This is a genomic window from Rhodococcus sp. BP-241 (genome assembly GCF_019836145.1).
In the GTDB taxonomy this organism is placed as follows: domain Bacteria; phylum Actinomycetota; class Actinomycetes; order Mycobacteriales; family Mycobacteriaceae; genus Rhodococcoides.
Genome location: NZ_JABUEI010000015.1, coordinates 25,979 through 52,632 on the forward strand (window position 1 = coordinate 25,979; position 26,654 = coordinate 52,632).

Annotated in this window: 29 protein-coding genes; 14 read left to right on the forward strand and 15 right to left on the reverse strand. The window is 69.3% G+C overall.

Annotated elements, in window-relative coordinates:
* Positions 1–37: 37 nt before the first annotated feature.
* On the reverse strand, positions 38–1,264 hold the full coding sequence (locus tag HQ308_RS21080) for a diguanylate cyclase (RefSeq protein WP_222647789.1): 1,227 nt from the start codon (positions 1,262–1,264) through the stop codon (positions 38–40).
* Positions 1,265–1,429: 165 nt separating this feature from the next.
* On the opposite strand from HQ308_RS21080, the gene HQ308_RS21085 reads away from it, so the two are divergent.
* The gene (locus tag HQ308_RS21085) at positions 1,430–2,470 is read left to right on the forward strand and encodes a nitronate monooxygenase family protein (protein WP_222647791.1); all 1,041 of its coding nucleotides are present in this window, start codon (positions 1,430–1,432) and stop codon (positions 2,468–2,470) included.
* Positions 2,471–2,474: 4 nt separating this feature from the next.
* Here the strand turns inward: HQ308_RS21085 and HQ308_RS21090 are convergent, their stop codons facing one another.
* Both HQ308_RS21090 and lat read right to left on the reverse strand, forming a co-directional pair.
* Positions 2,475–3,284: an alpha/beta fold hydrolase gene (locus tag HQ308_RS21090; protein ID WP_027505905.1), complete on the reverse strand. Its 810-nt coding sequence runs from the start codon at positions 3,282–3,284 to the stop codon at positions 2,475–2,477.
* 60 nt (positions 3,285–3,344) lie between these two features.
* The gene (lat, locus tag HQ308_RS21095) at positions 3,345–4,682 is read right to left on the reverse strand and encodes an L-lysine 6-transaminase (RefSeq protein ID WP_222647793.1); all 1,338 of its coding nucleotides are present in this window, start codon (positions 4,680–4,682) and stop codon (positions 3,345–3,347) included.
* A gap of 85 nt (positions 4,683–4,767) precedes the next feature.
* Here lat and HQ308_RS21100 point away from each other — a divergent pair, with 85 nt between their 5' ends.
* Both HQ308_RS21100 and HQ308_RS21105 read left to right on the forward strand, forming a co-directional pair.
* Positions 4,768–6,279, forward strand: a complete 1,512-nt coding sequence (locus tag HQ308_RS21100; protein WP_027505903.1) for an aldehyde dehydrogenase family protein — start codon at positions 4,768–4,770, stop codon at positions 6,277–6,279.
* A gap of 143 nt (positions 6,280–6,422) precedes the next feature.
* Entirely contained in the window at positions 6,423–6,620 is a 198-nt protein-coding gene (locus HQ308_RS21105; protein ID WP_027505902.1) for an RNA-binding S4 domain-containing protein, read from the forward strand.
* Positions 6,621–6,628: 8 nt separating this feature from the next.
* Here HQ308_RS21105 and rraA read toward each other — a convergent pair whose 3' ends face one another.
* Entirely contained in the window at positions 6,629–7,123 is a 495-nt protein-coding gene (gene rraA, locus HQ308_RS21110; protein WP_056440786.1) for a ribonuclease E activity regulator RraA, read from the reverse strand.
* A 138-nt stretch (positions 7,124–7,261) separates the two neighbouring features.
* Between rraA and HQ308_RS21115 the strand changes: the two genes are divergently transcribed.
* Positions 7,262–7,561 carry a DUF6480 family protein gene (locus HQ308_RS21115; protein WP_231476342.1) on the forward strand — a complete coding sequence of 100 codons (300 nt, stop codon included), beginning with the start codon at positions 7,262–7,264 and terminating at the stop codon, positions 7,559–7,561.
* A gap of 61 nt (positions 7,562–7,622) precedes the next feature.
* Here HQ308_RS21115 and HQ308_RS21120 read toward each other — a convergent pair whose 3' ends face one another.
* Complete coding sequence (locus HQ308_RS21120; RefSeq protein ID WP_027505899.1) at positions 7,623–8,390, reverse strand: MerR family transcriptional regulator; 768 nt, start codon at positions 8,388–8,390, stop codon at positions 7,623–7,625.
* A 170-nt stretch (positions 8,391–8,560) separates the two neighbouring features.
* Here HQ308_RS21120 and HQ308_RS21125 point away from each other — a divergent pair, with 170 nt between their 5' ends.
* The 3 genes from HQ308_RS21125 to HQ308_RS21135 all read left to right on the forward strand — a co-directional run bounded on the left by HQ308_RS21125 (position 8,561) and on the right by HQ308_RS21135 (position 12,639).
* Entirely contained in the window at positions 8,561–10,105 is a 1,545-nt protein-coding gene (locus HQ308_RS21125) for a succinic semialdehyde dehydrogenase (protein WP_222647795.1), read from the forward strand.
* Positions 10,106–10,231: 126 nt separating this feature from the next.
* Positions 10,232–11,626, forward strand: a complete 1,395-nt coding sequence (locus tag HQ308_RS21130) for a hemolysin family protein (protein WP_222647797.1) — start codon at positions 10,232–10,234, stop codon at positions 11,624–11,626.
* On the forward strand, positions 11,623–12,639 hold the full coding sequence (locus HQ308_RS21135) for a CNNM domain-containing protein (protein WP_027505896.1): 1,017 nt from the start codon (positions 11,623–11,625) through the stop codon (positions 12,637–12,639). Before HQ308_RS21130 ends, HQ308_RS21135 begins: the two co-directional genes overlap by 4 nt.
* Here the strand turns inward: HQ308_RS21135 and HQ308_RS23050 are convergent, their stop codons facing one another.
* The 5 genes from HQ308_RS23050 to HQ308_RS21160 are packed head-to-tail and all read right to left on the reverse strand — an operon-like array spanning position 12,640 to position 15,957.
* Complete coding sequence (locus HQ308_RS23050) at positions 12,640–13,575, reverse strand: CopD family protein (RefSeq protein ID WP_222647798.1); 936 nt, start codon at positions 13,573–13,575, stop codon at positions 12,640–12,642.
* 3 nt (positions 13,576–13,578) lie between these two features.
* On the reverse strand, positions 13,579–14,085 hold the full coding sequence (locus HQ308_RS21145) for a copper resistance CopC family protein (RefSeq protein WP_222647800.1): 507 nt from the start codon (positions 14,083–14,085) through the stop codon (positions 13,579–13,581).
* The gene (locus HQ308_RS21150; RefSeq protein WP_027505893.1) at positions 14,082–14,747 is read right to left on the reverse strand and encodes a YcnI family protein; all 666 of its coding nucleotides are present in this window, start codon (positions 14,745–14,747) and stop codon (positions 14,082–14,084) included. The genes HQ308_RS21145 and HQ308_RS21150 overlap by 4 nt, the downstream gene beginning before the upstream one ends.
* A gap of 16 nt (positions 14,748–14,763) precedes the next feature.
* Complete coding sequence (locus HQ308_RS21155) at positions 14,764–15,261, reverse strand: hypothetical protein (protein WP_222641339.1); 498 nt, start codon at positions 15,259–15,261, stop codon at positions 14,764–14,766.
* A gap of 57 nt (positions 15,262–15,318) precedes the next feature.
* On the reverse strand, positions 15,319–15,957 hold the full coding sequence (locus HQ308_RS21160) for a DUF6474 family protein (protein WP_027505892.1): 639 nt from the start codon (positions 15,955–15,957) through the stop codon (positions 15,319–15,321).
* Between the two features lie 152 nt (positions 15,958–16,109).
* On the opposite strand from HQ308_RS21160, the gene HQ308_RS21165 reads away from it, so the two are divergent.
* The gene (locus tag HQ308_RS21165) at positions 16,110–17,741 is read left to right on the forward strand and encodes a TM0106 family RecB-like putative nuclease (protein WP_222647802.1); all 1,632 of its coding nucleotides are present in this window, start codon (positions 16,110–16,112) and stop codon (positions 17,739–17,741) included.
* 115 nt (positions 17,742–17,856) lie between these two features.
* Here the strand turns inward: HQ308_RS21165 and HQ308_RS21170 are convergent, their stop codons facing one another.
* A complete protein-coding gene (locus HQ308_RS21170; protein ID WP_056440773.1) occupies positions 17,857–18,624 on the reverse strand; it encodes an SDR family NAD(P)-dependent oxidoreductase in 768 nt (255 codons plus the stop codon).
* Between the two features lie 84 nt (positions 18,625–18,708).
* Here HQ308_RS21170 and HQ308_RS21175 point away from each other — a divergent pair, with 84 nt between their 5' ends.
* On the forward strand, positions 18,709–19,203 hold the full coding sequence (locus HQ308_RS21175) for a nucleoside deaminase (protein WP_222647804.1): 495 nt from the start codon (positions 18,709–18,711) through the stop codon (positions 19,201–19,203).
* On the opposite strand, the gene HQ308_RS21180 is transcribed toward HQ308_RS21175, so the two are convergent.
* The 3 genes from HQ308_RS21180 to HQ308_RS21190 all read right to left on the reverse strand — a co-directional run bounded on the left by HQ308_RS21180 (position 19,145) and on the right by HQ308_RS21190 (position 21,524).
* Positions 19,145–19,843, reverse strand: a complete 699-nt coding sequence (locus HQ308_RS21180) for a TMEM165/GDT1 family protein (RefSeq protein WP_222647806.1) — start codon at positions 19,841–19,843, stop codon at positions 19,145–19,147. The two genes, HQ308_RS21175 and HQ308_RS21180, sit on opposite strands and share 59 nt — an antisense overlap.
* 317 nt (positions 19,844–20,160) lie before the next feature.
* On the reverse strand, positions 20,161–20,694 hold the full coding sequence (locus tag HQ308_RS21185; RefSeq protein ID WP_027507330.1) for a hypothetical protein: 534 nt from the start codon (positions 20,692–20,694) through the stop codon (positions 20,161–20,163).
* 206 nt (positions 20,695–20,900) lie between these two features.
* Complete coding sequence (locus HQ308_RS21190) at positions 20,901–21,524, reverse strand: superoxide dismutase (protein WP_027507329.1); 624 nt, start codon at positions 21,522–21,524, stop codon at positions 20,901–20,903.
* A gap of 201 nt (positions 21,525–21,725) precedes the next feature.
* Between HQ308_RS21190 and HQ308_RS21195 the strand changes: the two genes are divergently transcribed.
* Complete coding sequence (locus HQ308_RS21195) at positions 21,726–22,916, forward strand: acyltransferase (RefSeq protein WP_261776414.1); 1,191 nt, start codon at positions 21,726–21,728, stop codon at positions 22,914–22,916.
* On the opposite strand, the gene HQ308_RS21200 is transcribed toward HQ308_RS21195, so the two are convergent.
* Complete coding sequence (locus HQ308_RS21200) at positions 22,904–23,830, reverse strand: LLM class F420-dependent oxidoreductase (RefSeq protein WP_222647808.1); 927 nt, start codon at positions 23,828–23,830, stop codon at positions 22,904–22,906. The two genes, HQ308_RS21195 and HQ308_RS21200, sit on opposite strands and share 13 nt — an antisense overlap.
* Before the next feature lie 176 nt (positions 23,831–24,006).
* Between HQ308_RS21200 and HQ308_RS22810 the strand changes: the two genes are divergently transcribed.
* From HQ308_RS22810 to HQ308_RS21215, 4 genes are read left to right on the forward strand one after another with little or no spacing between them, the layout of a single operon-like run.
* On the forward strand, positions 24,007–24,459 hold the full coding sequence (locus tag HQ308_RS22810) for a hypothetical protein (protein WP_261776415.1): 453 nt from the start codon (positions 24,007–24,009) through the stop codon (positions 24,457–24,459).
* 43 nt (positions 24,460–24,502) lie between these two features.
* On the forward strand, positions 24,503–24,844 hold the full coding sequence (locus tag HQ308_RS22815; protein ID WP_204869490.1) for a rhodanese-like domain-containing protein: 342 nt from the start codon (positions 24,503–24,505) through the stop codon (positions 24,842–24,844).
* Between the two features lie 4 nt (positions 24,845–24,848).
* Positions 24,849–25,868, forward strand: a complete 1,020-nt coding sequence (locus HQ308_RS23055; RefSeq protein ID WP_222647811.1) for a DUF4328 domain-containing protein — start codon at positions 24,849–24,851, stop codon at positions 25,866–25,868.
* Positions 25,865–26,647, forward strand: coding sequence for a glycerophosphodiester phosphodiesterase family protein (locus HQ308_RS21215; protein ID WP_204869492.1), 783 nt, complete (start codon positions 25,865–25,867; stop codon positions 26,645–26,647). The genes HQ308_RS23055 and HQ308_RS21215 overlap by 4 nt, the downstream gene beginning before the upstream one ends.
* Positions 26,648–26,654 lie beyond the last annotated feature (7 nt).

The window sequence follows — 26,654 nt, forward strand, 5'->3', positions numbered from 1 at the left end:
GTGGGTTTCCTCGTCTGGGTCCGGTGCAGGGCGGGTGTCACAGGAAGGTCGAGAGCAGCCGATGCCCGCCGGCGGCCTTGGCTCGGTACATCATCGAGTCCGCACCCCGCGTCGCGCGGTCGATCGCCCCGGGTCCGGAACTCCACAGCGACGAGTCGGGAGTCAACACGGCGACGCCGACGCTGGCGGTCACGGGAATGGTGTCCTGTCGATCGTGGACCGTCTCGGTGACACGGGCGACCACCGACTCGACGTCACCGTCCACATCGGTGAGGACCGCCACGAACTCCTCGCCGCCGGTTCGCGCGAGCACCCCGTGGCCGTCGAAGAGCTCGGCGAGCCGGGTCGCGACCAGGACGATCACGGTGTCGCCCTGATCGTGTCCGAAGCGGTCGTTGACGCTCTTGAAACGATCGATGTCGATCATCACGACCACCACGGGCGATGTGGTCGCGAGTGCCGTCTCCCACAGATCCTCGACCGAGTTCTGCAGACCGCGGCGGTTCCTGACGCCGGTCAGCGAATCGAGGTCCGAGGCTTTCGCGTCCGTCGAGACGAGTGACCACGCGATGGACGCGAAGACCGGCACCCCACTGCTCGCGCCGCTGGCCACCAGCACCGCGGCGATCGCGTCCCACGGCCCCCACAGGTTCTGGACGTACGCCAGGGTGCCGATGAGGACGATGACGGCATTGGTGAACGCGAGATGGGCGAGCAGCACTCGTGGGCTGAGGAAGAACGTGCAGAGAGCGCCGTTGATCGCGAACAGGAAGGTGCCGATCAGTGCCGACGTCGGGGTGTCCAGCAGGATCACGGACGTGATGCCGACGTCGCCGAAGATCAGGAACCCGAGGAACTGCGCCTTCGTGTCCGGCGTCGGTCCCGTGAGCACCCAGATCATCGCGGCGATCTGCAGTGCCAGCACGAGGAAGACGTAGACGATCGCCGGCGTGCCGGAGGGGCCGTTGGGCGAGGCGAGCATCAACATGGACACGGTCGCGTTGAGCAGCACCGCGCCGGCGAAGACCAGCCGGATGATGCCGTGTATGGACCGGGTGGAGTGATGGACGAAGATCCAGTCGAAATCGTGCGGCGTGGTCAGCCACCGACGCACGACGTCGAGTGCGTTGTCCCGAGGCCGGTGGGTGAGGGGTCTGCGTTGCGCGTTGCGGATGCGCCGGGATCCGCTGTGTCGACCCGGGCGAGCGCGATCGCGGGACGCGCGGACGCGCTGCGTGACCGGCGGACGGGTCGGGTGCGACATGCGTGGAGAATCCCTTCGAACTCGATGCGACCCCCGACGCGGCGTGTGTCCCTGCTGGTGACCAGTGAAGTGTACGTGTAGTCGGTTTGGTCGGCCCGAAACCGGTGAAACATCGGGTATTCGTGGTAGGTAGCCGAGATCATCCCTCGACGTACGATCGGCCGCATGACCGCTGTGTTCCCTGCCAGGCTTCCCGTCGTGTGCGCGCCGATGGCCGGAGGCCCGTCCACCCCCGCCCTGACCGCCGCCGTGAGCGATGCCGGTGGCCTGGGGTTCCTGGCCGGAGCGCTGCTGAGCCCGGAGGCGCTCGACGGCCGGCTCTCCGAGATCGAGTCCCTCACGTCGGCGCCGTACGGCGTCAATCTCTTCCTCCCGTCAGCGCACATCGCGGTCGCCGACGAGATGGAGTCGTACCGCGCCGCGCTGGCCCCGATCGCCGCCGAGTTCGGGGTCGAACCCGGCCCGGCGACACCCGGCCCCGACGACATCGACGCGGTGATCGACGTGGTGCTCGCCCACCGCCCGGCGGCCGTATCGGTCACGTTCGGTCGACCCGGCGCCGAACTCACCGCCCGCGTGCACGAGATCGGCGCCCTGATGATCGGGACGGTCACCTCCGTCGACGAGGCCCGCGAGGCCGTCGAGGACGGGGCCGACATGCTCGTCGTCCAGGGCAGCGAGGCCGGCGGACACCGGGGCGTTTTCACCGACGACGCGTCGTCTCCTCGAGGCGGTGACGCGATGTCGCTGCCGTCCCTGCTGCTCGCCGTCGGACTGTCGGTCGACGTGCCCCTGATCGCGGCCGGCGGGATCATGGACGGGTCCGGCGTGGTGGCCGCTCTCGGACTCGGCGCCGTCGCTGCGCAGATGGGCACCGCGTTCCTGTGCTCCGACGAGGCCGGTACCTCGGCGGTGCACCGCGCCGCACTGCTGGACCGCCGCTACCGGCGCACCGTGGTGACGCGTGCGTTCTCGGGACGACCGGCTCGGGGACTCGAGAACGAGTTCGCCGCGCAGTTCACGGCCTCCGCACCGGCCGGCTATCCCGATGTCAACGCGATCACGGGCCCGATCCGCACCGCGGCGACGGCTGCCGGCCGAGCGGACGTGCCCAACCTGTGGGCCGGTACCGGGTGGCGTTCGGTGACCGCCGCGCCGGCCGCGGACATCGTCGCGCGGATCGTCGCCGAGATGGAGACCGCCTAGAACCTCAGGACGGATCTGCTGTCGGGGACCGGTCCTGACTTCCCGCGAGGAGGATCGACGCGATCAGCTCGGGATTGTCCGTCATCGGCACGTGGCCGACCCCGGGGACCGAGATGACGCGGGCGTGCGGGAAGCGGCGACGGACGCCCCGCACCTGGTAGTGCGGCAGGATCAGGTCTCGCGTGCCCCACGCCACCGTCACCGGCACCAGCGGTTCGGTGAGTGGCGGGAACTCGAACGGCGCGTCGATGCCCGCGTCGATCATCGCGTTGGTGGTGAGTGACGAGGCGTCGACGACGGCGGCCTCGTACGACACCCTGCTCGGATGCGCGAAGAACGGCAGCAGCGTGGGGTACCGCACCGCCCGCATCTTGAGCGCAGTCGGTGTGGCCTTGCCGAACGTGCGCGCGACGGTCCGCATCGCGCGGAACGTCACCATGGTCCGAGCCTGGTCGGTGTGGTTGAGGAAGAAGCCGGCGGGGGACAGCGCGGTGGCCGACGCCACCTCGCCCTGCGCGGCGAGACACAGCGCGACGTAGCCGCCGAGCGAGTTGCCGGCGATGTGCACCTGGTGGTCCGGCTCCTCGATCTCGCGGACGAACTCGGTGACCTCGTTCTGGAGCGTGAGCAGCACGTTCTCACCGGACTCGTGCAGCGGCTCCGACTCCCCGTGCCCGGGCAGGTCCACGGTCACGACCCGCCGATAGGGCGTGAGCAGGTCCAGCACCGCGTCCCACGCCTGGCGGCGGTGAACGACTCCGTGCACCAGTACGAGGGTGGGACCGTGACCGTCGACGTCGTAGCGCAGTGTCATGGGCGGATGGTAGCGGAGCCCGGCGCAGTGCCTGTCACTCGGCGTACACAGACAATCCGGTCACGAGCTGAGAACCCGGTCGATCGCCGCGACGGCGTCGGCCAGCGCCTCCTCGGTCACGGTCAGCGCGGGACGGAACCGGACGCTGCGCGAGCCGCACCCCAGCATGATCACGCGCTCGTCGACGAGGAGCCGCGTGATCAGTCGATCGCGAGTCGCGGTGTCCGGCAGTGAGAACGCCCGGAACAGGCCGCGTCCCCGCACGTCGGAGATCGACGGGTGACGCACCGCGAGTGCGTCGAGAGCGGCGCCGAGGATCGCGCCCCTCTCCGCGGCGCGGGCGATGAGGCCGTCGCGTTCGATCACCTCGAGGATCCGCCGTGCTCGCACCATGTCGGCCAGGCCGCCGCCCCACGTCGAGTTGATCCGTGATCCGACCTCGAAGACGTTGTCGCGCACCATGTCCACGCGGCGGCCCGCCATGATGCCGCACACCTGGGTCTTCTTGCCGAAGGCGAGGACATCGGGTTCGACGCCCAGCTGCTGGTGCGCCCACGCGGTGCCGGTGATGCCCGCCCCGGACTGGACCTCGTCGACGACGAACAACGCGTCGAACTCGTGGCACAGAGCCTGCAGCTCGAGGAGGAACGACGGTCGGAAGTGATGGTCGCCGCCCTCGCCCTGGATCGGCTCGACGATGGCGGCGGCGATGTCGTCGGGGAAGGACTCGAACGCGGCCCGCGCAGCGGCCAGTGAGCGCGCCTCGAGAGCGTCCATGTCCGCGCCCTCGCGCAGGTACGGCGACGGGATGCGGGGCCAGTCGAACTTCGGGAAACGCGCGACCTTGATCGGATCCGTGTTGGTGAGCGACATGGTGTAGCCCGACCGGCCGTGGAAGGCGTGCTCGAGGTGCAGGATCCGTCCGCCCAGTGCCGGGTCGAGACCGCGGGACTCGTTCAACCTGCTCTTCCAGTCGAAGGCCACCTTCAGGGCGTTCTCGACGGCGAGCGCACCGCCCTCGACGAAGAAGAGGTGGGGTAGTTCGGGGATGCCGAGCACGCGCGCGAAGGTCGCGACGAAGCGGGCCATCGGCTCGGAGTAGAGGTCGGAGTTGCTCGGCTTGTGCAGCGCGGCCGTCAGCAGATCCGCCCGGAACTCGTCGTCGCGGGCGAGAGACGGATGGTTCATCCCGAGCGCGTTCGAGGCGAAGAACGTGAACATGTCGAGATAGGACGCACCGGTCCGCGCATCGACGAGTGTGGAGCCGTGCGACCGCTCGAGGTCGAGAACCATGTCGAAGCCGTCGGCCAGAATGTGACGCGACAGCACGTCGTGGACCGACTCCGGCGCACCGGCGGGAACGGGGGTGGTGGGCCGCGATGGCAGTACCTGCGTCATGAAGGCGAAAGTACGCGATAAAATACTGTCAAACAACATCTAAGCCGGAATAAATCCGGTCACGACCATCGGAGACAATGAATCCATGACATCGACCGTCGACCTGTCCGCCCGTACGTCCGAGCTGCTCGCCGCAGTCGGGGCCGCGCCGCTCGACCACGACTCCGGCCTGGCCGCGACCAGCCCGATCACCGGTGCGGTGCTGGGCCACGTGCCGCTCACGAGCGACGTGGACTCGGTGATCGCCGCAGCCGCGGACGCCTACCGGTCGTGGTCTCTCGTTCCCGCGCCGGTACGCGGCGGTCTGGTGCGTGAGCTGGGTGAACTGCTCCGCGAACACAAGGACGCACTCGGTGAGCTGGTGTCCATCGAGGCCGGCAAGATCGTCAGCGAGGGCCTCGGCGAGGTCCAGGAGATGATCGACATCTGCGACTTCGGCGTCGGACTGTCCCGCCAGCTCTACGGCAACACCATCGCCACCGAGCGGCCCGGCCACCGGATGATGGAGCAGTGGCACCCACTCGGAGTCGTCGCCGTGATCACGGCCTTCAACTTCCCGGTCGCGGTGTGGTCGTGGAACACCGTGCTCGCCCTCGTCGCCGGCGACACGGTGGTGTGGAAGCCGTCGGAGAAGACGCCCGTCACCGCGGTGGCCGTGCAGGCGCTGTTCGAGGAAGCCGCACGCCGTGCCGGGGTGTCGCCGGCGGTGGCGCAACTCGTCGTCGGTGACCGTGCCGTCGGTGAGACCCTCGTCGACGATCCGCGCATCGCCCTGGTCTCCGCCACCGGATCGACCCGCATGGGCCGCGAGGTGGGCCCCCGCGTCGCGGCACGGTTCGGCCGCGTGCTCCTCGAACTCGGCGGCAACAACGCCGCGATCGTCTGTCCGAGCGCCGATCTCGACCTCACCGTCCGCGGCCTGGTGTTCTCCGCGGCCGGCACGGCCGGTCAACGGTGCACGTCCCTGCGCCGCGTCATCGTGCACGAGTCCGTCGCCGACACCCTCGTCGACCGACTGGGTACCGCGTACTCGTCGTTGCCCGTCGGGTCGCCGCTCGACTCGTCGACGCTGGTCGGACCGCTGATCGACGAGGCCGCGCACGACGGGTACGCCGACGCGTTGGAGCTCGCGCGGAAGGACGGCGGCACCGTCGTCGCGGGTGGTGAGCGGGTGCGAGTGGCGGGCGCCGAGGACGGTGTCTACGTCCAGCCGGCCATCGTGCGGATGCCCGCGCAGACCGACGTGGTGCGCCGTGAGACGTTCGCGCCCATTCTGTACGTCATGACCTACAGCGATCTGGACGAGGCCATCGCCCTCCACAACGACGTACCGCAGGGGCTGTCGTCGTCGATCTTCACGACCGACCTGCGCGAGGCGGAACGCTTCCTGTCGGCGGCAGGGTCGGACTGCGGCATCGCGAACGTGAACATCGGCCCGTCGGGCGCGGAGATCGGCGGCGCGTTCGGCGGCGAGAAGGAGACCGGTGGCGGGCGCGAATCGGGCAGTGACGCCTGGAAGTCCTACATGCGACGCACCACCAACACGGTCAACTACAGCTCGGAGCTGCCGCTCGCCCAGGGGGTGACGTTCCTGTGACTGCGGGAAGGCCGGAGGCCGGCCGGGATCACGCGGGAAGGCCGGAGGCCGGCCGGGATCACGCGGGAAGGCCGGAGGCCGGCCGGGATCACGCGGGAAGGCCGGAGGACGGCCGGGATCACAGCAGCGATCGAACGGTCGAGATCCGCGACGAGGTGATCAGGCTGGGGCAGTTCCTCAAGCTGGCCGACCTCATCGAGTCGGGGTCCGAGGCGAAGGCTGTCATCGCGGACGGTCTCGTCGAAGTCAACGGTGAGACCGAACTGCGCCGAGGACGTCAGCTCCGTGCGGGCGACACCGTCACCGTCGGCGGGGTGTCCGCCCGCGTCGCTCAGGCCTGAGCTGCCGGTCAGCCCTGAGGCGGGAGGGGTTGCGCCGCGACGACGACACCGTCGTCGTCGCTGTAGACGAACTCGCCGGGGATGAAGGTGACTCCGCCGAACTCGACTGTGACGTTCTTCTCACCCGACCCTGTCTGCGTGCTCTTGCGCGGGTTGGTTCCCAGCGCCTTCACCCCGATGGCGAGAGTCGTCAGGATGGCCGAGTCGCGCACGGCACCGTTGACGATGACGCCCGCCCACCCGTTGTCCACACCGCGCCCGGCGATGATGTCGCCGACGAGGGCGGTGTGGACACTCGCGTCGCCGTCGACCACCAGGACTCCGCCGTTGCCGGGCTCCGACAATGTCTGCTTGACCAGCAAGTTGTCCTGAAAGCAGCGAATGGTGGTGATGGGTCCGCAGAACTCCCGCACGGCCCCGAGCTGACGGAACTGCGTGTCGCAGCTCCGGATGTCCGGCCCGATGGTGTCGGCGAGATCGGCGGTCGCGATGAAGGTGCTCATGGCGTCACAGGCTAGCGGCAGTCCTGCGGCACGTCGGGTCACGCTGTCGGGGACACCCGCCGGGGCGGCGGTTGGTGCGTCGGCGGTTCGGTCCCTCGAGGTCGATTGGACGGTGCAGGTCGGGGGAACCCGCACGTCATGAGTACAAGTCACGACGGCAACGACGGTCACACCGGTGACGAGACTGCGCGCGACGCCACCCGAGAGGACCACCCCATGTCCGGCCAGAACCCCGATCCCGCAGAGACTGCAGGACTCGAACCCGGTGGCAGCATCGTGCCGGGTGACACGCCGCCGGACTCCACGTCGGCCGCGGGTCCCAATCATGAACCGCCCCAGCGCACTCGGACACCCGCGATCGTGTTCCTGGTCGCGGTCGGCGTCGTCGTGGTGCTGATCGTCCTCGGTGTCGTGGGCAGGATCGCGGGCCTCGTCTAGAGCCCCCGACAGAACTGACGACGGAGCACGTGGCCTCTCGGCCTCGTGCTCCGTCCGTGTGTCAGGCCCCGTTCTCGCGGGCGTTCGCTCCGACGACGGCGACGATCCACTCCGCCAGCCCGGCGGCCCGCCCGTCGTAGTGCGCGCGGAACCGCTCGTCGGCGGTGTACATCCCGGCCACGCAGACATGCATCGCGTGATCGCAGTCGTAGAAACGGTCGATCGACGCTCGGTGGCGTTCCGCGAGGACGTCGGCCTCGTCCGAACCGGGCTCCACGCCGCGGAGCATCGCTGCAGCGAGATCAGCCTCGAGTTGTTCGGTGTCGGCCTTGATCGCACGCCAGTCGTCGGCCGACATCGCGGCGGTGCGCTCCGTGCTCTGGGCCCACGCATCGGTGGTTCCCCAGCGCTCGCGGGCCTCGTCCTCGTACTTCTCGCCGGCCCAGTCGTCGCCCCAGATCTCACGCTGCTCGGCCGGGGTCAGGTTCGTACCCATCGTCTTCCTCTCGATCACGGTGTCCACGGCGTTCGCCATGGCTGTCAGGTGAGCGATGCGCCGGTCGAGCAGGGTGCGCTGCCGTCGGAGATGCTCGAGCGCGTCCGCGGCGGGATCGTCGAGTATCTCCTTGATCTCGGTCAGCGGGAACCCGAGTTCGCGATAGGTCAGCACGGAGTACAGGCGCTCCACGTCCTGCGAGGAGTAGGTGCGGTATCCCGCAGGAGACCTGCCGCCGGGCACCACCAGGCCCACCGCGTCGTAGTGGTGCAGGGTGCGCACGCTGACGTCTGCCAGCGCGGCGACCTGTCCCACGGTCAGTGCATCGTTCACACCGGTCACTGTCCTGCCTCCCGTTGCGTGAGGGTCAAGCACAATCTTGGCCCGATCCGCCGAGGCGTCCGGTCGGGGGCTGTGTCCGAACGCACTCCTGGCGTACCGTGTCGATACCGACGGTGTATCCGTCAACCGTCGTCACACTCATCCGCCACTGGGAGATACGCATGTCAGCGCCGACCGCAGACACGTTCACACGACTCGTCGCCCTCGCCTCGGTCGCACCGGGCCGGGAGACCAAGCCCGTCATCGAGGTGTTCACCGGCCGCGAGATGGCGACCATCCCCGTCGGCACCCGCAACGACGTGCTGGCGGCGAACGACAAGGTCCGCGCAGCCCAGAAGCGGTGGGCGACGACGTCCATCGCAGATCGAGCGAAGATCCTCCACAAGTATCGCGACCTCGTGTTGAAGCACCGGGCGTCGCTCATCGACCTGGCGCAGGCAGAGACCGGGAAGTCCCGGTCCGCCGCCCAGGAGGAGGTGCTCGACATCGCGATGACGGCGCGGCACTACGCGCGGGTCTCCGGCGAACTGCTGAAGAGCAAGCGCGTCAAGGGCATGCTTCCCGTGCTGACCAAGACGCAGGTCAACTACCAGCCCAAAGGCATCGTCGGCATCATCTCGCCGTGGAACTACCCGATGACCCTCGCGGTGTCCGATGCCATCCCGGCTCTGATGGCCGGCAACGGCATCGTGCTGAAGCCGGACAGCCAGACGCCGTACTGCGCGCTCGCATGTGTCGAACTGCTCTACCAGGCCGGTCTGCCCCGTGACCTCTTCGCCGTGGTTCCCGGCCCCGGATCGGTGGTGGGCACCGCCATCGTCGACACCTCCGACTACCTGATGTTCACGGGTTCCACCGCCACCGGCCAGCTTCTCGCCGAGCAGACCGGTCGGCGACTCATCGGGTTCTCCGCCGAGCTCGGCGGCAAGAACGCCATGATCGTCGCCGCCGGCGCCAAGATCCCCGAGGTGGTCGACGCGGCCGTCCGTGCCTGCTTCTCCAACTCCGGTCAGCTCTGCATCTCCATCGAGCGCATCTACGTCGAGAAGTCGATCGCCGACAAGTTCACCGCCGCGTTCGGTGAGCGGGTGCGCCGCATGACGCTGGCCGCCACGTACGAGTTCGGGGTCGAGATGGGCAGCCTCATCTCGGAGGACCAGGTCAAGGCCATCTCGAACCACGTGGACGATGCGAAGGTGAAGGGTGCGACCGTGGTCGCCGGCGGCAAGGCACGCCCCGACATCGGCCCGCTGTTCTACGAGCCCACCGTGCTCACCGGCGTGACCGACGACATGGAGTGCTGGGGAGCCGAGACGTTCGGTCCCCTCGTCTCCATCTACCCCGTCGCCAGTGTCGACGAGGCTGTCGAGCGGGCCAACGCCACCGAGTACGGACTGAACGCCAGCGTGTGGGCGAAGACGAAGGCGCAGGGCGAGGCCATCGCCGCGCGACTGCACGCCGGCACCGTGAACGTGGACGAGGGGTACGCGCCGACCTGGGGAAGCACCGGTGCGCCGATGGGCGGCATGGGTGTCTCGGGCGTCGGTCGTCGACACGGACCGGACGGCGTCCTGAAGTACACCGAGTCGCAGACCGTCTCCACGACGCGCCTGATCAACCTCGGCGGACGACGGCTGCCTCCGAAGCTCTGGGCGAAGACGTTGCCGATCTTCATCCGGGCGCTGAAGTACGTGCCGGGACGGTAGCGGCGCGCATCCCGTAGAATCGGGCGAAACACCCGCAGCGACTAGAGGACGAATGGACAGCGACAAACCCGGGCCGGTCATGGCCCCCCTCGTATCGACCGATGCGACCAGGGCGGTGACCGGCACATGAGCGAGTTGTTGACGCTTCTCCTCGGTATCGTCGTCGTCGTCGGAATCACCGCCGGCACAGGCTATTTCGTGGCCCAGGAATTCGCCTACATGACCGTGGACCGGTCGAGGCTCGAAGCGCGCTCGAAAGCGGGTGACACCGTCGCCGCGCGCACCCTGGCCGTCACGAAGCGCACGTCCTTCATGCTCTCGGGCGCTCAGTTGGGCATCACCGTCACCGGCCTGCTCGTCGGTAACTTCGCCGAGCCGCTCATCGGACAGTCCCTCGGGACTCTGCTCGGCGGCGTCGGCATTCCGAGCGGTGTCGGACTCGCCGTCGGTGCGGTGACGGCGCTGGTGGTGTCGACGTTCGTGCAGATGCTCTTCGGCGAGCTGTTCCCCAAGAACTTCGCCATCGCCCGCCCCGAACCCGTCGCGCGATGGCTCTCGCTGTCGACGACGATCTACCTCAAGTTGTTCGGCTGGCTCATCCGTATCTTCGACGCCTCGTCCAACGCGCTGCTGAAGGCGCTGAAGATCGAGCCGGTCCACGACGTTGAGCACTCGGCGACCCCGCGCGACCTCGAACACATCGTGGCCGAGAGCCGGGGCACCGGTGACCTGCCCGAGGAGCTGTCCACACTGCTCGACCGCATCCTCGACTTCCCCACCCAGACCACGGGTCACGCGATGATCCCCCGCGCGAAGGTGGCGACGGTGCGCTCCGACTCCACCATCGCCGAGGTGCGCGCCCTCATGAGCGTCGAGCACTCGCGGTATCCGGTGCTCCATGCCGACGACTCGATCGAGGGCGTCGTGCACCTGCGCGACGTGCTCGCCACCGACCTGCCCGGCGACACACCGGTCGCCGTGCTGTCCCGCGACGCACTGGTGCTCCCCGAGACCCAGATGCTCCCCGACGCCATGGGGGAGCTTCGCGCGTCGAAGAACCAACTCGCCTGCGTCATCGACGAATACGGCTCCTTCACCGGTGTCGTCACCATCGAGGACCTGGCCGAGGAGCTCGTCGGCGAGATCACCGACGAGCACGACGACGCCGACGGCGCGGAACCCGTGCCCGGCGACGACGGTGTGTGGACGGTGGCCGGCGACGTCCACCTCGACGAGGTGGAACGTGCTCTGGACCGCGAACTTCCGGAGGGTGACATCGAGACCATCGCCGGACTGGCCATAAGCGTCCACGGATCGCTTCCCGAGGTCTGCGACGTCATCGAACTGGAGCTGCCCATCGACCCCGGTGACCTCGCGACCGACGCCGAACCGCCCCGACGGTTCCTCGTCATGAGGATTCAGGAGATCGACAACCACGTGCCGTCGTCGGTCACGCTCGAGGTCGTGGAGCGCACTTCCGACGACGTCCCGGCCATGAGTGAGACGGAGGATGCGCTGTGAGCAACCCCCTGGTGTTCCTCGTCGTCACCGTCGGCCTGATCGCGCTCAGCGCCTTCTTCGTCGCCGTCGAGTTCGCGCTCCTCGCCGCCAAGCGGCACCGGCTCGAGGACGCGGCGGCCGATTCGCGGTCGGCGCGCGCCGCGCTCCGCAGCTCCACCGAGCTGACGGTGCTGCTCGCCGGCTCGCAGCTGGGTATCACGTTGTGCACGTTGGCACTCGGTGCGTTCACCAAGCCCGCCGTGCACTACTGGCTCCGGCCGCTGTTCGAGTCACTCGGTCTGCCCTACTGGGCATCCGACGTGCTCGGCTTCGTCCTGGCCCTGATCATCGTGACCTTCCTGCACCTGGTCGTCGGCGAGATGGCGCCGAAGTCGTGGGCCATCGCGCATCCCGAGAAGTCGGCGACGATGCTCGCGATCCCGATGCGTGTCTTCATGTTCTTCACCCGCCCGATCCTGGTGTCGCTCAACGGGATGGCGAATGCACTGCTGCGCCGGGCCGGTGTGGAGCCGGCCGATCAGGTGATGTCGGGCCAGAACCCGGACGATCTCGAGCAGCTGGTCGCGCACTCGGTGAGTGTCGGATCGCTGGACAAGGGCTACTCGGATCAGCTCTCGAGTGCGCTGGAACTGCAGAAGCTCACGGTGGCGGACCTCGTGCGCATCGATTCCGAGCCCACCGCGGTGGCGACGACGGCGACGGTCGCCGACGTGCGGGCGGCGTCGCTGCGCACGGGCCATCTGCGCATCCTGGTGCGAGACGGCGCCGACGTGATCGGTCTGGTCCACGTGCGGGACACGTTGCAGGCGGAGGACTCCCGCTCGGTGGACGACTTCGTGCGACCGGCCTTCGAGCTCGACGCCGCCGCGCCCGTGTACGTCGCGCTCGCGGAGATGCGGGAGACCCGCAACCATCTCGCGGTGGTGCGCGACGGCGGTGCGGTGGTCGGTGTCATCACCATGTCGGACGTGCTCGTCCGGTTGCTGCCCAGCGCGGACCCGCTGCCCGCGTGATCAGGCCGTGGTCGCCAGTGCGGCGGCCACGCCGAACGCCACGGCCATCGCCGCGGTCTCGACGACGGCACGCCGCGTCGAGACCGTGGCGTGCGTGGTGTGGGCACCGATGACGCTCACCCACGTGCGCCGTCGCCACCACCCGCCGATCACCAGGGCGACCAGCAGGACCGACTTGAGCAGGATCAGCCGCCCGTAGTCGGTGTCGACCAGGGCGGTCACCGAGCTGAGCCGCACGGCGGCGTTGACGACACCGGTGACGGCGACGGCGACCACACACCACAGCGCGGCCGCCGAGTAGCGCGGGAGCAGATCCGCCCAGGCGGTCCGTGACCGCAGGGTCACCGCCATCGCGACCAGCAGCCCGAGCCACACCGATGCCGTCACGACGTGCACGGCGACGAGCAGCGCGCCGACGGCTTGCTGCGCCATGTGGCCGGTCATCGGGCGAGCGATGAGGGCGACGGCGGTGGGTACGACGACGACGATGCCGGAGACTTCCAGATCGGTGCGGAGGGCAGTGGCCGCCAGCACGGCCATCGCGAGCGCGACGACCACGACCGCGGAGCCGATCCGGCCGTTCGCGATGTTCTGGACGTAGTCGGTGAACGTGCCGAGCGACACCGCGGTGGCGCTGACGGCATCGGACCGCGCCGCCCCCAGCACCAGCAGCGTGACCTCGGAGACTGCCCAGCACGCGGCCGCGACGAGGGCGCCGCGCCACGCGAGGTGGTCGTCGACGTGCCGGGAATCGCGGGCCCACAGGATCAGCAGACCGAACCCGAGCACCACGGCACCGGCGACGTCGGCACCGGTCCGCACGAGGGAGTCGAGCGGAAGGTCGGAGGGCGCCAGTACGAGAGCGGCGATCACTCCGAGCAGTGCAGCCGGAACGACGGCGAGCGGTGACCACCGCGCCGTCGTCGTTCCGGCCACGACTCAGTTCTTCTTCCGCAGAGCGAACGCGAGACCGCCGAGGAACACCACCGCGGCGGCGACCAGGAACGGCCAGAGCGGCACACCGCCCCCCGACTCGGTCGAGGACGCGCCGGTGTCGGCCGCGGGACCGGGGGTCCCGGTGCCGGCCGTCGTCAGCTCGAATGTCCGCGTACCGCTCACGGGGTGGCCGTCGGCTGACGTGACGCGGAACGCGATGGTGTATGTGCCCGTCGGCCCGAGCTCTCGGAGGTCCACCGCGACGGTGGAACCCGACACCCGCGGGTCACCGTCGGACCAGAGGTTGCCGTCGGGACCGACGACGGTCAGCGAGGCGAACTGCGACTGCACTGCCTCGTTGAACGTCACCGTCGCCTCCGCCGGACCCTGATCGACGGAACTCTCGTTCTCGGGGGAGCTGGACACCACCACCGAGTGCGCGGACGCCGTCGAGGTGCCGAGCAGCAGCGCCGCGGCGAGGGCGAGCAGCAGAGCGAGGAACCGTCTCACGAGCGTCGACTCCGTACCGTGGCGCCGATCCCGAGTGCGGCACCGAGTGCTCCGAGAACCAGCCCGATCCCGCCGAGCCACCGGGCCGTGGTGTCGGACGACGACGCGGCGGCCTCGGTGGTCGAGGACGCTGACGACACCGTGGGGCTGCTGTGATGATCGCCGCTGCTCGCGGCGAGTTCCAGTGTGGGAGCCGGCAGTTCGGGCTCGGTACCGTCCTCCGGTGTCGGCTGGTCCCAGTTCACGACCTCGCCGTCACTGTAGGTCTGGCGGGCCGGGAAGGACACGCTCTCCTCCTCCGGCAGGGGGCCGGCCGAGAGCTGGAACTGCTCGAACTGTCCGGGCCCGACACCGGGGTTGCCGGGATCCGCCGTCCAGGTGACCGAGGTGGCCAGTTCGTCCGCCGAGCGTTCGACGACGGCCGTCCAGCCGGGCATGGGCTGCGTGCGGGCCGAGGTGAGGCCGGGCAGCTGGACGGTGACGGAGGTGGTGGACGCCGCCTCCGACTCGGTCGGCACCCGGAAGGTGAGAACGCCGTATCCACCCTGTGCCGCGTCCGGAGCGGACACGACGACGTGGGCGGACGCCAGTCCTGCGGAGGCGAGGAGGGCGGCGGCGGTGAGGACACTCGTGCCCAGGGCACGCGTGGAGAAGCTGGTCATGACAGATGTCTTCCGTTCAGGTGAGGGAGTACCGCGGTGTGAGTGGCTGCACGAGCACCTGCGGTGGTCCTCTCCTGGAGACGGCGGACAGAACGGGTACGGGAACCGGCCGATCGAGCGGCGCGGTGGCGGTGACGGGTCGGGGGCGACGCGGCGGTGAGAACGTGAGCCGCGGTGCGCGCAGCACCGACGTGATCGCGGCGAACAGCCGCTCCGACGAGGCGACCAGGACTGCGCCGACACCGACGGCGACGGCGTGCGCCGCGAGCATCGACGCGTCGAGCGGGTGGGCGTGTTCCGCGACGGCGGCCAGTGCTTCGTGCGCGACGACCTGTCCTCCCACGAGCCACAGGAGGATCGGGAGGGGGCCGGTCCGGGCGGTCCCGACACCGGCGGCGAGCACGCCCGCACCGATCGCGACGGCGAGCAGCAGGGAGAGAGCGGACGAGGTGGGCACGCCACCACCGCCGACACCGTGCGCGGCGACGGCGAGCGTGGCCGTGAGTGCTCCCACGGCACCACCACGCCACACGCGCGTGCGCTCGGTCCCCATCGTCGACTCAGGCAGGGATCAGCGCACGCCGAGGCGCGCGAGGATGTCGGCCTCGATGCCGTCGAGCTCGTCGGAGATGGCGCCGTGAGCCAGCTTGCGGCGCGACGGCGGCATCTGCTCGGCGGCGTGCACCGCGGTGGTGAGCTCGGTCAGGCGCGACCGGATCGCGTCGGCGAAGGCGCCCGTCTCGGCGTCCTGGTGCGACGCGGCGACCTCGGCGACGGAGCGCTCGGCACCGACGATGCGAGCGCTGAGCTTCGCACCGTGTCCGGTGTACTGGCCGAGCTCCTTCACGTCGACGCCGATGCGGCCGGCCCGGTACTGGTCGAGCTGACCCCGCAGGAGGGTCGCCGCGCGGTACGCGATCGGCACGAGGACGGGGGCCAGGACGCGACCGATGCCGACGTACTTGCGCACCTTCGCCGCGTTGATCTTGCCTTCGCGCGCGGCCTTCTCCCGTGCGGCCAGGGTCCTGATGTGCGCCTGATCCACCTTCTGTTGGCTGGTCAGCGCCTTGGCGTCGTTCTTCGCCAGCTTCTTCAGATGCTTGCGCTCGTTCCGGGCGGTGTACTTCGCCTCGAGGCCCGCCTTGTGGCGCAGGGCCTTGGCCTCGGCCTTCCGGGTCGCACGGCGAGAACGCTTCTTGCGCAGAGCCATGGTGTACGTGCCCCTATCGTGTCCGACTACGTCGCCAGAACGCTCCGACCGGGTGACCGACGAGCGCCTGAATGCCTGCCGCCAGCCTATCGGTCCGCTCCGGGTGCGCTGCATCCGCGTGAGGTGTCGGCCCGTGGATCTACGCTGCGAGAATGTCCCACGTCGTGCCGCCCCCCGCTCCGGCGTCCGGCCCCTCCGTGCTGATCGACGCGTCGTCGCTCACCCGGTGCCGCCACCGCGTGTATCTCGACACCGCCTACCGCTCTCTGCTCGTCGACACCGCGGAGGACGCGGGGGTGCAGATGCGCCGGGAGGCGGCCGCCGCGTACCGAGCCGAGATCCGAGACACCCTGGTCGCCGCGGATCCGCAGTCGTGGGTGGTGATCTCCCCGTCGATGTCCCGCTCGATGCAGGTCCGCGCCACCCGCGCGGCGTGCGAGTCCGGTGTCGAGCGCATCTGGAACGCGACCTTCCCCGACGACGAGGACGCCGGTCGGCGTGGCCGGTGCGACATGCTGGTGCGCGATCCGGACGGCGGGTACATCCCGGTACTGGTGGTCAACCACAAGGTCACCGATCCGGGAAGCGGCGCGGTGACCACGCCGTTCACGTCGTGGGCCCCCGCTCTCGATCCCACGCGCAAGGTGCGACCGCAGTTACGGGACCAGTTGGCGGCCGTGCACGTGCATCGGCTCCTGGGCCGCATCGGTCAGGCCGGTGCGTCGGCGCGAGCCGGTGTCATCGGCTTCGGTGCCGAGGTGATGCTCGTGCACGATCTGACGGCGGTCGAGGCGGAGTACGACACGCGCTTCGGTGACCGACTGGCCATCGCGTCGGGCTCGGTCGTCACGTCGCCGTCGAAGGTGTCGGAATGTCGGTCCTGTCCGTGGTGGTCCGAGTGCGGGGAGACCCTGCGGCGCACGCGGGACGTCTCGCTGGTGGCGGCGGGGTCGCGAGCGGACGCCCTGCGGTCCGCGGGCATCGTCACCATCGACGACCTGGCGGACTGGACGGGCGGCGTGCCCGACGAGTGGCCGCACGGCGACTTCGACGAGACGGTCGTCATCGCCCGTGCATGGATCGCCGACCTGCCGCTCGTCCGGCGCCGCGACACCGTGACGGTCCAGCGGGCGGACGTCGAGGTGGACGTCGACATGGAGAGCTACCAGGAGCACGGCGCCTACATGTGGGGAACGCTCCTCGACCGGCGGGACGGTGCCGAGCCGCAGTACCGCGCCTTCGTGACGTGGGAACCGGTCCCCACGATGGACGAGGCGCGCTCGTTCGGCGAGTTCTGGTCCTGGATGCAGGGCGTGCGTGCGGACGCGCACGCGGAGGGCCTGACGTTCGCGGCCTACTGCTACTCGCGCGCCGCCGAGGACAAATGGCTGCTGGGATCCGCGCGGCGGTTCGCCGGCATGCCCGGTGTCCCCACCGAGGCCGAGGTGCGGGAGTTCATCGACGGGCCGGACTGGGTCGACATCTACATCGCGGTGTCCCAGAACTTCGTGTGTCCGTCGGGCAAGGGCCTCAAGAAGGTCGCACCGGTCGCGGGCTTCCACTGGCGGGACGACGAGGCGGGCGGCGAGGCGTCGATGGCCTGGTACCGCCGCGCGGTGGGATACGACGGAGACGTCGACGCGTCGCAACGCACGCGGTTGCTCGAGTACAACGAGGACGACGTGCAGGCCACCCGCGCGCTGCGGGTCTGGATGGACGGGGCGGCCGCGCGGGAGATTCCGACTGCGGACGAGCTCGGCGGGATTTCCTCTGTAACGAAGTGAAACGCTCGCCATCGCTACCAGTCGGGGGTTGGCAGCGACGACGAGCGTCTCGAGATGTGATTCGTCCCAGTACCCGGTGTGGATGGGTGGTGACGAAAAACTTTTTTTCGAGCAGTTACCGCGGTGCCATCCGGAGTGCGCCGTCCATGCGGATGGTCTCGCCGTTGAGGTAGTCGTGCTCGACGATCATCTGTGCGAGCTGCGCGTACTCGGTGGGCTGAGCGAGTCGGGACGGGAACGGGACGCCCGCCTCGAGGCCGGCGCGGTACTCCGGGGTGACGCCGGCGAGCATCGGGGTGTCGACGATGCCGGGGGCGATGGTGTTGACGCGGATGCCCACCTGGGCGAGGTCGCGCGCCGCGGGGACGGTCATGCCGTGCACGCCGCCCTTGGACGCGGAGTAGGCGATCTGACCGATCTGGCCCTCGAACGCGGCCACCGACGCGGTGTTGATGATGACGCCGCGCTGTCCGGCCTCGTCGACGGTCGGCAGCGTCTGCATGTGATCGGCCGCCAGACGCATGACGTTGAAGGTGCCGAGCAGGTTGATGGTGATGACCGTGCGGAAGAGCTCGAGATCGTGCACGCCCTTCTTGGACAGGATGCGTCCCGCCCAGCCCACGCCTGCGCAGTTCACGACGATGCGCAGCGGGACGCCGGCATCGCCGATCTGTGCGAGGGCGGCCCGTACCTCCTCGTCGCTGGTGACGTCGGCGGCGATGAGCGTCACGCCGTCCGGTACGGAGTCACCGGCCTTGTCGATGGACTGCTGCAGGTCGAGGCCGAAGACGGTGACGCCGTTGTCGGCGAACCGCTTCGCCGTGGCCGCGCCGAGCCCCGATGCGCCGCCGGTGACCAATGCCGCTGTTCCCGCGATCTCCACTGCCGTGTCCTCTCGTCGGACGGCCGACTCGGTTACCGGCCGCTCACTGAAACGAACCCTAGTCGGTGGGTGCAGACTCGGGACATGACGTTCCCCGGTTCGGCAGACGAGGTCCATGTCCGGCGTTGTGTCGCGCTCGCGCGCGAGGCACTCGACGCCGGTGACGAGCCGTTCGGGTCGGTGCTGGTCGACGCGGACGGTCGGGTGCTCTTCGAGGACCGCAATCGCGTGGGCGGCGGGGACTCCACGCGCCATCCCGAGTTCACGATCGTGGAGTGGTCCGTGCGGAACCTGACGAGCGACGAGCGCGCCCGGACCACGGTGTACACGTCGGGGGAGCACTGCCCGATGTGTTCGGCGGCGCACGCGTGGGTGGGGCTCGGCGACATCGTCGTCGCGGTGACGAGTGCTCAGCTCACTGCGTGGCGGTCGGAGTGGGGTCTGGAGCCGGGCCCTGTCGCCGCGCTGCCCATTGGCGACGTGGCGCCGCGGATCCGGGTGCGGGGGCCCGTACCGGAGGTCAGCGCGGAGATGCGGTCACTTCATCGTCGGAATGCCGGTCTGCCGTCGGACGGGTGAGAGTCCAGCTCGTCGCCGCGATACCGAGGGCGAGGACCACGGCCGCGGCGATCAGTCCGACGGGTGTGCCGGGAAGCAGCCCCTCGAGGATCAGCCACACGCCGAAGACGAAGAACAGGGTCGCGGCACCGAGGGTGATGAGCCGCTCGGGCAGGTGCTTGCCCAGGGTCGCGCCGATGACGATGGCCAGAGCGTCGGCGGCGACCATGCCCAGCGTCGAGCCGATCCACACGCCGACCCAGTCTTTGTCGGAGGCGAGCGTGACGGTGGCCAACATCGTCTTGTCGCCGAGCTCGGCGAGGAAGAAGGCGGACGCGACGGCGATGAAGGCGGACTTCGTCACCCGGTCGGCCTTCGTCTTCTCCTCGTCGTCGAGCGAATCGCCGCGTAGCGTCCACAGGCCGAAGACCAGGAACGCGACGCCGCCGACGATGCCGATCAGGTGCGTGGGCAACGCGACACCGAGGTAGTGGCCCACGGCGACGGAGACGAGGTGGACGAGCGTCGTGGCGACCGTGATGCCGCCGATGACGACCCACCAGCGGTACTTCAGGGCGAACGTCATGGCCATCAGCTGGGATTTGTCGCCGAGTTCGGCGACGAAGATGACTCCGAAGCTGAGCAGCAGGGCGGCGAGCACGTCGAACCTCCAGGACAGGGCGCGTCGACCGACACGAGGGGAGAACCTGGCCGACGCTCGGTGCAGTGCACCGTGCGGTCATCGGGACCGGTGCGGGAAGGCCGGAGGCCGGCCGGTCGACGAAAGGTTTCGCCCACCTGCTGCCACGTGTGTGGAAGCTCGGTTCACCGAGCCGGGAGCGCCCCGGCGAACCGGTGCGCGCCAGTATGTCGACTGGATGATCGGGGGCTACTCCCCTTCGCTGATCTCCAGGCTAAAGCCCTGGTCAGGCTTCTGCAACTTCGACAAACCTGTTCGGCTACCCGAAATTTGTCGTGTCATGCAGCGAGCAACATCGCGAGGACGGCCGTATCGGGATGGCTGATGGGATCAAGGCCCACACGGCTGATCATCGACGTCACGGTGCCGTCCGCCTCGGCCTCGACCCAGGCGGCGCGATGGTCCAGCCCGAGGTGCGGCAGACCCGGCAACAGCACGCACCCCGACGCGGCCCCGGCGCACTCCGGCAGCGTCGGCATCGTCTCCGACGGCGGATGCAGCATCATCAGCGCGGCCGGCTGATGCAGCGCGAAGCGCTCCGGGGTCACCGCGTGGTCCCCGATGACGGGGCCCTCGGACACCACGATGCCCACGGTCCCCTCGTGCGGGTCGTCGGGCAGTTCCTCGCGGACACAGAAGACGGTGCTGGTGTCCAGCAGGCCGGGGGTCGACGCGACCCGCACCGTGAAGGCGAGAAGCTGCGCCCATTCCTTCGTCGTGTCGGGCCACCGGCCGGAGATGACGAAGCCGCGCAGGGTTCCCGAGGCGTGGAACGGGGCCACACCGATGATGCGACGATCGGGACTGGTCATGACGTTCTCCTCGCACTGGCCGGCATCGAGCGGGACGGCCTGCGCGGAACGTGCGCGGACCATCGGCACACAACGTCGGGTAGAGGAAGAGAACACCACCATCGCGCTGGCACACAAGTGGTCACGAGTGCCAGATGTGGCCGGTGAGACGACGAATGCCGCGCCCTCGTGGGACGCGGCATTCGCGGTGCGACTGTGCGGCGGGACTACGGGAAGATGAGACCCGAGGTCTGCGACGTGGCTGCGGCGAAGCGCTGCTGCACGTCGGCCCAGTTGACGACGTTCCAGAACGCCTTCACGTAGTCGGCCTTGACGTTCTTGTACTGCAGGTAGAAGGCGTGCTCCCACATGTCGACCTGCAGCAGGGGAATGATGCCGAGCGGCACGTTCGCCTGCTGGTCGTACAGCTGGAACGTGAGGAGCTTCTTGCCCAGCGTGTCGTAGCCGAGCACTGCCCAGCCGGAGCCCTGCAGACCGTTGGCCGCGGCGGTGAACTGCGCGCGGAACTTGTCGAACGAGCCGAAGTGGTCGTCCAGTGCGGCCGCGAGCTCGCCCTCGGGCTTGTCTCCACCGTTGGGGGAGAGGTTCTTCCACCAGATGGAGTGGTTCACGTGGCCACCGAGGTGGAACGCGAGGTTCTTCTCCTGCAGGAAGATCGAGCCGTGATCGTCCTTGTCACGGGCGTCGGCCAGCTTCTCCAGTGCGGTGTTCACGCCGGCGACGTAGGTGGCGTGGTGCTTGGAGTGATGCAGCTCGTTGATCTCCCCGGAGATGTGGGGCTCGAGAGCTGCATAGTCGTAGTCGAGGTCGGGCAGTGTGTACTCGGACACGTGTTTCCCTTCTCTTGCATCTGTTGTAGCTGACTGCTGGCGTTACCCAGCCAACGTCATTCGTACACCTCGCGCAAGAGTTCGACGCAGTCGGAGTGCAGCGCAGACACGCCGATGCGGACCGTGGTCCCCTTGCCCGCGCGCAGCGATGACGTGGGCGAACTCGACCGACAGGTGAACGGAACCTTAAGATCGAGGGTGATGACCTCCTCGACGCCCGACTCGGACGGTGGGGTGGTCTCCGTCCGTACGGCGGCCGATCCGCCGCGGATCCGGTTCGGCGGAGTCGACATCCTGCGTGCGCTGGCGGTCCTGACCGTCGTGTACTCGCACGTCTCGTACTTCCTGGTCGACGATCTCGGAACACCGTGGTGGCTCATCGACGTCGTCACCCTCGTGTTCGTCGAGCACGGCGGTCTGAACCACCATCTCTCGTTCGTGGGCGTCGCGTTCTTCATGATCCTCACCGGACTGGTCGCGACCGCGTCCGTCGTCCGCAACTCGCCGCGCGCCTTCCTCGTGGGGCGGGCAGCGCGGCTGCTCCCGGTGTTCTGGCTGTCGGTCCTCGCCGCGATCGTCCTGGTCCGCCTCGGGGTGAACGGGATGTTCTCGCAGACCGTGGGCATCAGCAACGCCGAGGCCGCCATGAGCTTCGTGCTCGGCGGCTTCTTCGTGCGCCCGGAGGTCGTGGTCCTCGGGGTCACCTGGACGCTCGTGGTCCAGGGGGTCTTCTACGTGTACGCGGTGAGCATGCGCCGGGTGCTCGCGTCCCGCCCCGTGCTGGTTCCGGTCGTCGGCGCGGTCGTGTGCTGGCTGATCCTGCTCTACACCGATCTGGTGCCGTACGAGTACACGATCCCCATGGTCGACAAGGTCGCGGCGACGTTGCCCACCGTCTTCCTGGGCCAGATCGTGTACCTCGCGTTCGCCCGGCTGGCGTCGTGGCGGTCCCTTCTTCTCGCGGGTCTCGCCCAGTTCGCCGTCATCCGGTTCGCGACGACGGTGGACGCCTTCCACGTCGGTCAGCAGGGTCACCTGTGGACGGTGCTGGTGCTCGTCGTCGCGGTGGTGCTGGTGGCTCCCACCGACACCGCGTTCGGCCGCTCGCGCGTGATCCACTGGCTCGCGACGCGCAGCTACACGATCTATCTGGTCCACACCCTGGTGCTCTACCGCATCTACTCGCTCGTCGAGCCGCATCTCGGTGCGACCGTCGCGGTGCTCGTCTTCGCGCTGATCACCGGTGTGCTCTCGGATCTCGTGTACCGCTACGTCGAGACGCCGGCGGCACGGTGGATCGCCCGCCACTGGTCGGGGCATCCGCGGACGCCTGCCCCGACCGCGAACGAGCCGACCTCGAGTGACCCGACCTCCGGCCCTCAGGCCAGCTGACGCATCACCTCGGCGGCGACCAGCTCGATGTGGTCGAGATCGGACAGGTCCAGCATCTGCAGGTAGAACCGGGTCGATCCGAGCTCGGCGTACGTTCCGAGCTTGTCGACGATCTCGGCAGGCGTCCCTGCCGCGCCGTTCGCCCGGAGCTCCTCCACGTCCCGTCCGATCGCGGCGGCGCGGCGGGCGATCTCGTCCTCCGTGGTGCCGCAGCACAGCACCAGCGCGTTGGAGAACGTCATCGACGACGGATCACGGCCGATGTCCGAGCACGCTGCGCGCACCCGGTCGAACTGTGTCGCCGTCGCGTCGGTGTCCGCGAACGGGAGATTGAACTCCGTCGCGTGACGCGCGGCGAGTTCCGGCGTCCGCTTCTTCCCCATGCCGCCGATGATGATGGGCGGCGGACTCTGCACCGGCTTCGGCAGAGCGGGTGACTCGGTCACGGTGAAGTGGTCGCCCTGGTACGAGAACGTCTCACCCGCGGGAGTGCCCCACAGACCGGTGACGATCGCGAGGGTCTCCTCGAAGCGATCGAAGCGCGTGCCCACCGACGGGAACGGGATCGCGTACGCCGCGTGCTCCTCTGCGTACCAGCCTGCTCCGAGCCCCAGTTCGACGCGGCCGGCGCTCATCGCGTCGACCTGCGCGACCGAGATCGCCAGGGGACCCGGGTACCGGAAGGTGGCCGAGGTGACGAGGGTGCCGAGGCGGATCGTGGAGGTCTCGCGAGCGATGCCGGCCAGCGTGATCCAGGCGTCCGTTGGTCCGGGGAGGCCGTCCGTGCTCATCGCCAGGTAGTGGTCGGAGCGGAAGAAGGCGTCGTACCCGAAGTCCTCGGCGGCGCGCGCCACGCGGACCAGGTCGTCGTAGGTCGCGCCCTGCTGCGGTTCGGTGAAAATTCTGAGGTCCATGGTTCGACAGTAGAAGGGCGTGCCGGAGTCGGGGAGCGACCGTGGGTGCGACACACGCGGAGGAAACGGGATCGAGTCCCGTTTCTGTGGATGTTTCTGTGGATGATGGGGATGGTGATTGTCGATCAGCAACCCGCAAAGCAGGCAGAAGGTGCCGATCGACAATACTGCTCCCCATGGACTTCACCGCCGAGGCCGAATTGTCCGCCGCGCTCGACGACCTGCACGCCGCGGAGATCGACTCCCTGGCCTCGGCGGTCGCGCCGTTTCGCGGACGCCTCACCCGGAGCCATCTCGGCCGCGCGCGCTTGGTGGTCACACTCTCGGCCGACGGCCTGCCGCAGGCCGTCACCCTCGCCTCGGCTCTGCTGCGAGATCTCGTCGGCGGTCGCGACCTCGTGTCGCTGTCCGTCCGCTCGGCACGAGACCACGAGTCGGTCTCCGGACTGCCGCCCACCGACGGGTGGTCGTCGGTGTCCGAGGTGGCGGCGGAGCGGGCGATCTCCCGACAGGCCGTGCTCGCGCAGATCGCGGCGGGCACCCTGCCCGCGGCGAAGGTGGGGACCACGTGGGTGGTGGCCCGCGGCGCACGACGGTTCGAGAGCGGGCGGTTCGAGAACGACTGGTAGTCGACGGTGGCACCGGGGCGAGGGGCGTGACAGGATCGAGTGCGTGAGCTTCGGATCCGTACCGTCCGTGTCCGTCTCCGACGTCCCGGAGCCCGGTCCCAGCGCCGCCCTGCTCGACGTCCGTGAGGACGACGAGTGGACCGCCGGGCACGCTCCCGGCGCGCTGCACGTCCCGATGGGCGACGTCCCGTCGCGGATGGCCGACATCAGCGTTGACGGCACCCTCTACGTGGTGTGCCGCCAGGGTGGGCGTTCGGCCCGCGTCGTCGAGTACCTGCAGCACGCGGGAGTCGACGCGGTGAACGTGGACGGCGGCATGGTGGCGTGGCAGCAGGCCGGCCTCCCGGTCGTCGACGACGCCGGTCGCCCGGCCACCGTGTACTGACGCTGTGACCGCTCCTCGGCCGGTGGCCTGGTTCCAGATCTGTGCGCGCTGCACACGGCGCATCGACGTGGGGCCGTCGCCGCGGCAGTGGTGTCCCGTCTGCCACGGGGTCCTGCTCTCCCCGGTGCCGGTCGGGCAGTCGACTGCCCCGGTCGGGCAGTCGCCGATGGCCGTCCGTCGTAACTTCCGCTGGGTGGCCACCGCGCCCGGATCCGCGCCGCGGCGCCGTGTCCGCCGGGTGCCGACCCCCACCCCCCGTTACGACGTCATGCCCACCTGGGGTCTGCCGATCGCGCCGCGCCCGCACCCGAGTGCGCCGGGGAGCGCCACGGACCGGCTGGCCCGGCGCTCGACCTCCCTGCTCACGGCGACCGGCGCCCTGTTCGTCGCGGCGGCTGTCGCCGAGCTGGCCCGGTACGTCGTGCTGCTCGTCAGTCGCGACCGACTGATGCCCGCCGCGGTCCTCGCACTGTCGGACGCCGCCGTGTGGTGCCTGTCGTTCCTGTCCCTCGGAGTCGGTCTGGTCGCCGCGGTGGCGACGGTCGCCCGCGTGGTCCGGTTGCGCCGCAGCGCCTACGCCCGTCACGGACTCACCGATCCGCGGCGCACGCGAACCCTGTACCTCGGATCGCTGCTGCCGATCGTCACCCTGCTGTTGCCCGGGGTCTTCCTCACGGAGCTGGCCCGCACGAGCGAGCACCGGCTCCGACTCGAGCGTCTGGTGCCGTGGTGGTGGGCGGCCTGGGTCGGCAACTGGCTGCTGATCGCGGCAACTGTCGCGTGGCGCACCGTCGACGGCATCCAGGCGCAGGCGAACGGTGTGGTCCTCACCGCGATCACCGACCTGGTCGCCGCGGGGGTGGCCGCCCTCACGCTCACCGTGATCCGCCGAGCCGACGGCCGCACCGTGCGCGGCGACACCCGCACCCTCACGCGATGGACGGTCCTGCCGACCACCCCCGTGTCCGACACGACCCCGGCCCCGGAGGACACCGCACCCGACCAGCTCGCCGACGTCCGATGATCTACTCCGCACACGAGGCCACACCCCTCGTCGTCGCGCATCGAGGCTCGTCGGGAACGCGGCCGGAACACACACTGGTGGCGTACGAACAGGCGCTGCGCGAGGGGGCCGACGGCGTCGAGTGCGACGTGCGGCTCACGCGCGACGGCCGGGTGGTGTGCGTCCACGACCGACGGATCGACCGGACGTCGTCGGGAACCGGGATCGTCAGTGCCCTCACCTACGAGGCACTGTCCGGCCACGACTACGGGACAGCCGACGATCCGGCGAACGTGCTGCTGCTGAGCGATCTCATCGACATGGTCATGGCGTGGAAGGCGAAGCCCGCCAAGATTTTCATCGAGACCAAGCACCCGGTGCGCTACGGAGGCCTGATCGAGAACGCCGTGCTGGCGGAACTGCACCGCTTCGGCATCGGCCGACCCGGGTCGGCATCCCTGTCCCGCGCCGTCGTGATGTCGTTCGCGCCGTCGGCGGTGTGGCGGGTGCGGCGATCGGCGCCGATGCTGCCGACCGTGCTGCTCGGCACCGCGTCGCGCTACATCGGCGGCGGCGCCGCGACCACGGTAGGCGCCACGGCGGTCGGGCCCTCGATCAAGACGCTGCGTGATCATCCGAACCTGGTCGATCACGCCGCGGCGGCCGGTCGAGCGACGTACTGCTGGACCGTGAACACCGAGGAGGACGTGCATCTGTGCCACGACCTCGGGGTGCGCTGGCTCGCCACCGATCATCCGGGTCAGGCGCTCGCGTGGTTGGACGACAGCATCACCCGGTAGGTTCGAC

What these genes read in the sequence shown, in the direction of transcription:
- HQ308_RS21080 (WP_222647789.1), bottom strand. Translation starts at nt 1,264, where the DNA reads ATGTCGCACCCGACCCGTCCGCCGGTCACGCAGCGCGTCCGCGCGTCC.
- HQ308_RS21085 (WP_222647791.1), top strand. Translation starts at nt 1,430, where the DNA reads ATGACCGCTGTGTTCCCTGCCAGGCTTCCCGTCGTGTGCGCGCCGATG.
- HQ308_RS21090 (WP_027505905.1), bottom strand. Translation starts at nt 3,284, where the DNA reads ATGACACTGCGCTACGACGTCGACGGTCACGGTCCCACCCTCGTACTG.
- lat (WP_222647793.1), bottom strand. Translation starts at nt 4,682, where the DNA reads ATGACGCAGGTACTGCCATCGCGGCCCACCACCCCCGTTCCCGCCGGT.
- HQ308_RS21100 (WP_027505903.1), top strand. Translation starts at nt 4,768, where the DNA reads ATGACATCGACCGTCGACCTGTCCGCCCGTACGTCCGAGCTGCTCGCC.
- rraA (WP_056440786.1), bottom strand. Translation starts at nt 7,123, where the DNA reads ATGAGCACCTTCATCGCGACCGCCGATCTCGCCGACACCATCGGGCCG.
- HQ308_RS21115 (WP_231476342.1), top strand. Translation starts at nt 7,262, where the DNA reads ATGAGTACAAGTCACGACGGCAACGACGGTCACACCGGTGACGAGACT.
- HQ308_RS21125 (WP_222647795.1), top strand. Translation starts at nt 8,561, where the DNA reads ATGTCAGCGCCGACCGCAGACACGTTCACACGACTCGTCGCCCTCGCC.
- HQ308_RS21130 (WP_222647797.1), top strand. Translation starts at nt 10,232, where the DNA reads ATGAGCGAGTTGTTGACGCTTCTCCTCGGTATCGTCGTCGTCGTCGGA.
- HQ308_RS21150 (WP_027505893.1), bottom strand. Translation starts at nt 14,747, where the DNA reads ATGACCAGCTTCTCCACGCGTGCCCTGGGCACGAGTGTCCTCACCGCC.
- HQ308_RS21160 (WP_027505892.1), bottom strand. Translation starts at nt 15,957, where the DNA reads ATGGCTCTGCGCAAGAAGCGTTCTCGCCGTGCGACCCGGAAGGCCGAG.
- HQ308_RS21165 (WP_222647802.1), top strand. Translation starts at nt 16,110, where the DNA reads ATGTCCCACGTCGTGCCGCCCCCCGCTCCGGCGTCCGGCCCCTCCGTG.
- HQ308_RS21175 (WP_222647804.1), top strand. Translation starts at nt 18,709, where the DNA reads ATGACGTTCCCCGGTTCGGCAGACGAGGTCCATGTCCGGCGTTGTGTC.
- HQ308_RS21185 (WP_027507330.1), bottom strand. Translation starts at nt 20,694, where the DNA reads ATGACCAGTCCCGATCGTCGCATCATCGGTGTGGCCCCGTTCCACGCC.
- HQ308_RS21195 (WP_261776414.1), top strand. Translation starts at nt 21,726, where the DNA reads ATGACCTCCTCGACGCCCGACTCGGACGGTGGGGTGGTCTCCGTCCGT.
- HQ308_RS21200 (WP_222647808.1), bottom strand. Translation starts at nt 23,830, where the DNA reads ATGGACCTCAGAATTTTCACCGAACCGCAGCAGGGCGCGACCTACGAC.
- HQ308_RS22810 (WP_261776415.1), top strand. Translation starts at nt 24,007, where the DNA reads ATGGACTTCACCGCCGAGGCCGAATTGTCCGCCGCGCTCGACGACCTG.
- HQ308_RS21215 (WP_204869492.1), top strand. Translation starts at nt 25,865, where the DNA reads ATGATCTACTCCGCACACGAGGCCACACCCCTCGTCGTCGCGCATCGA.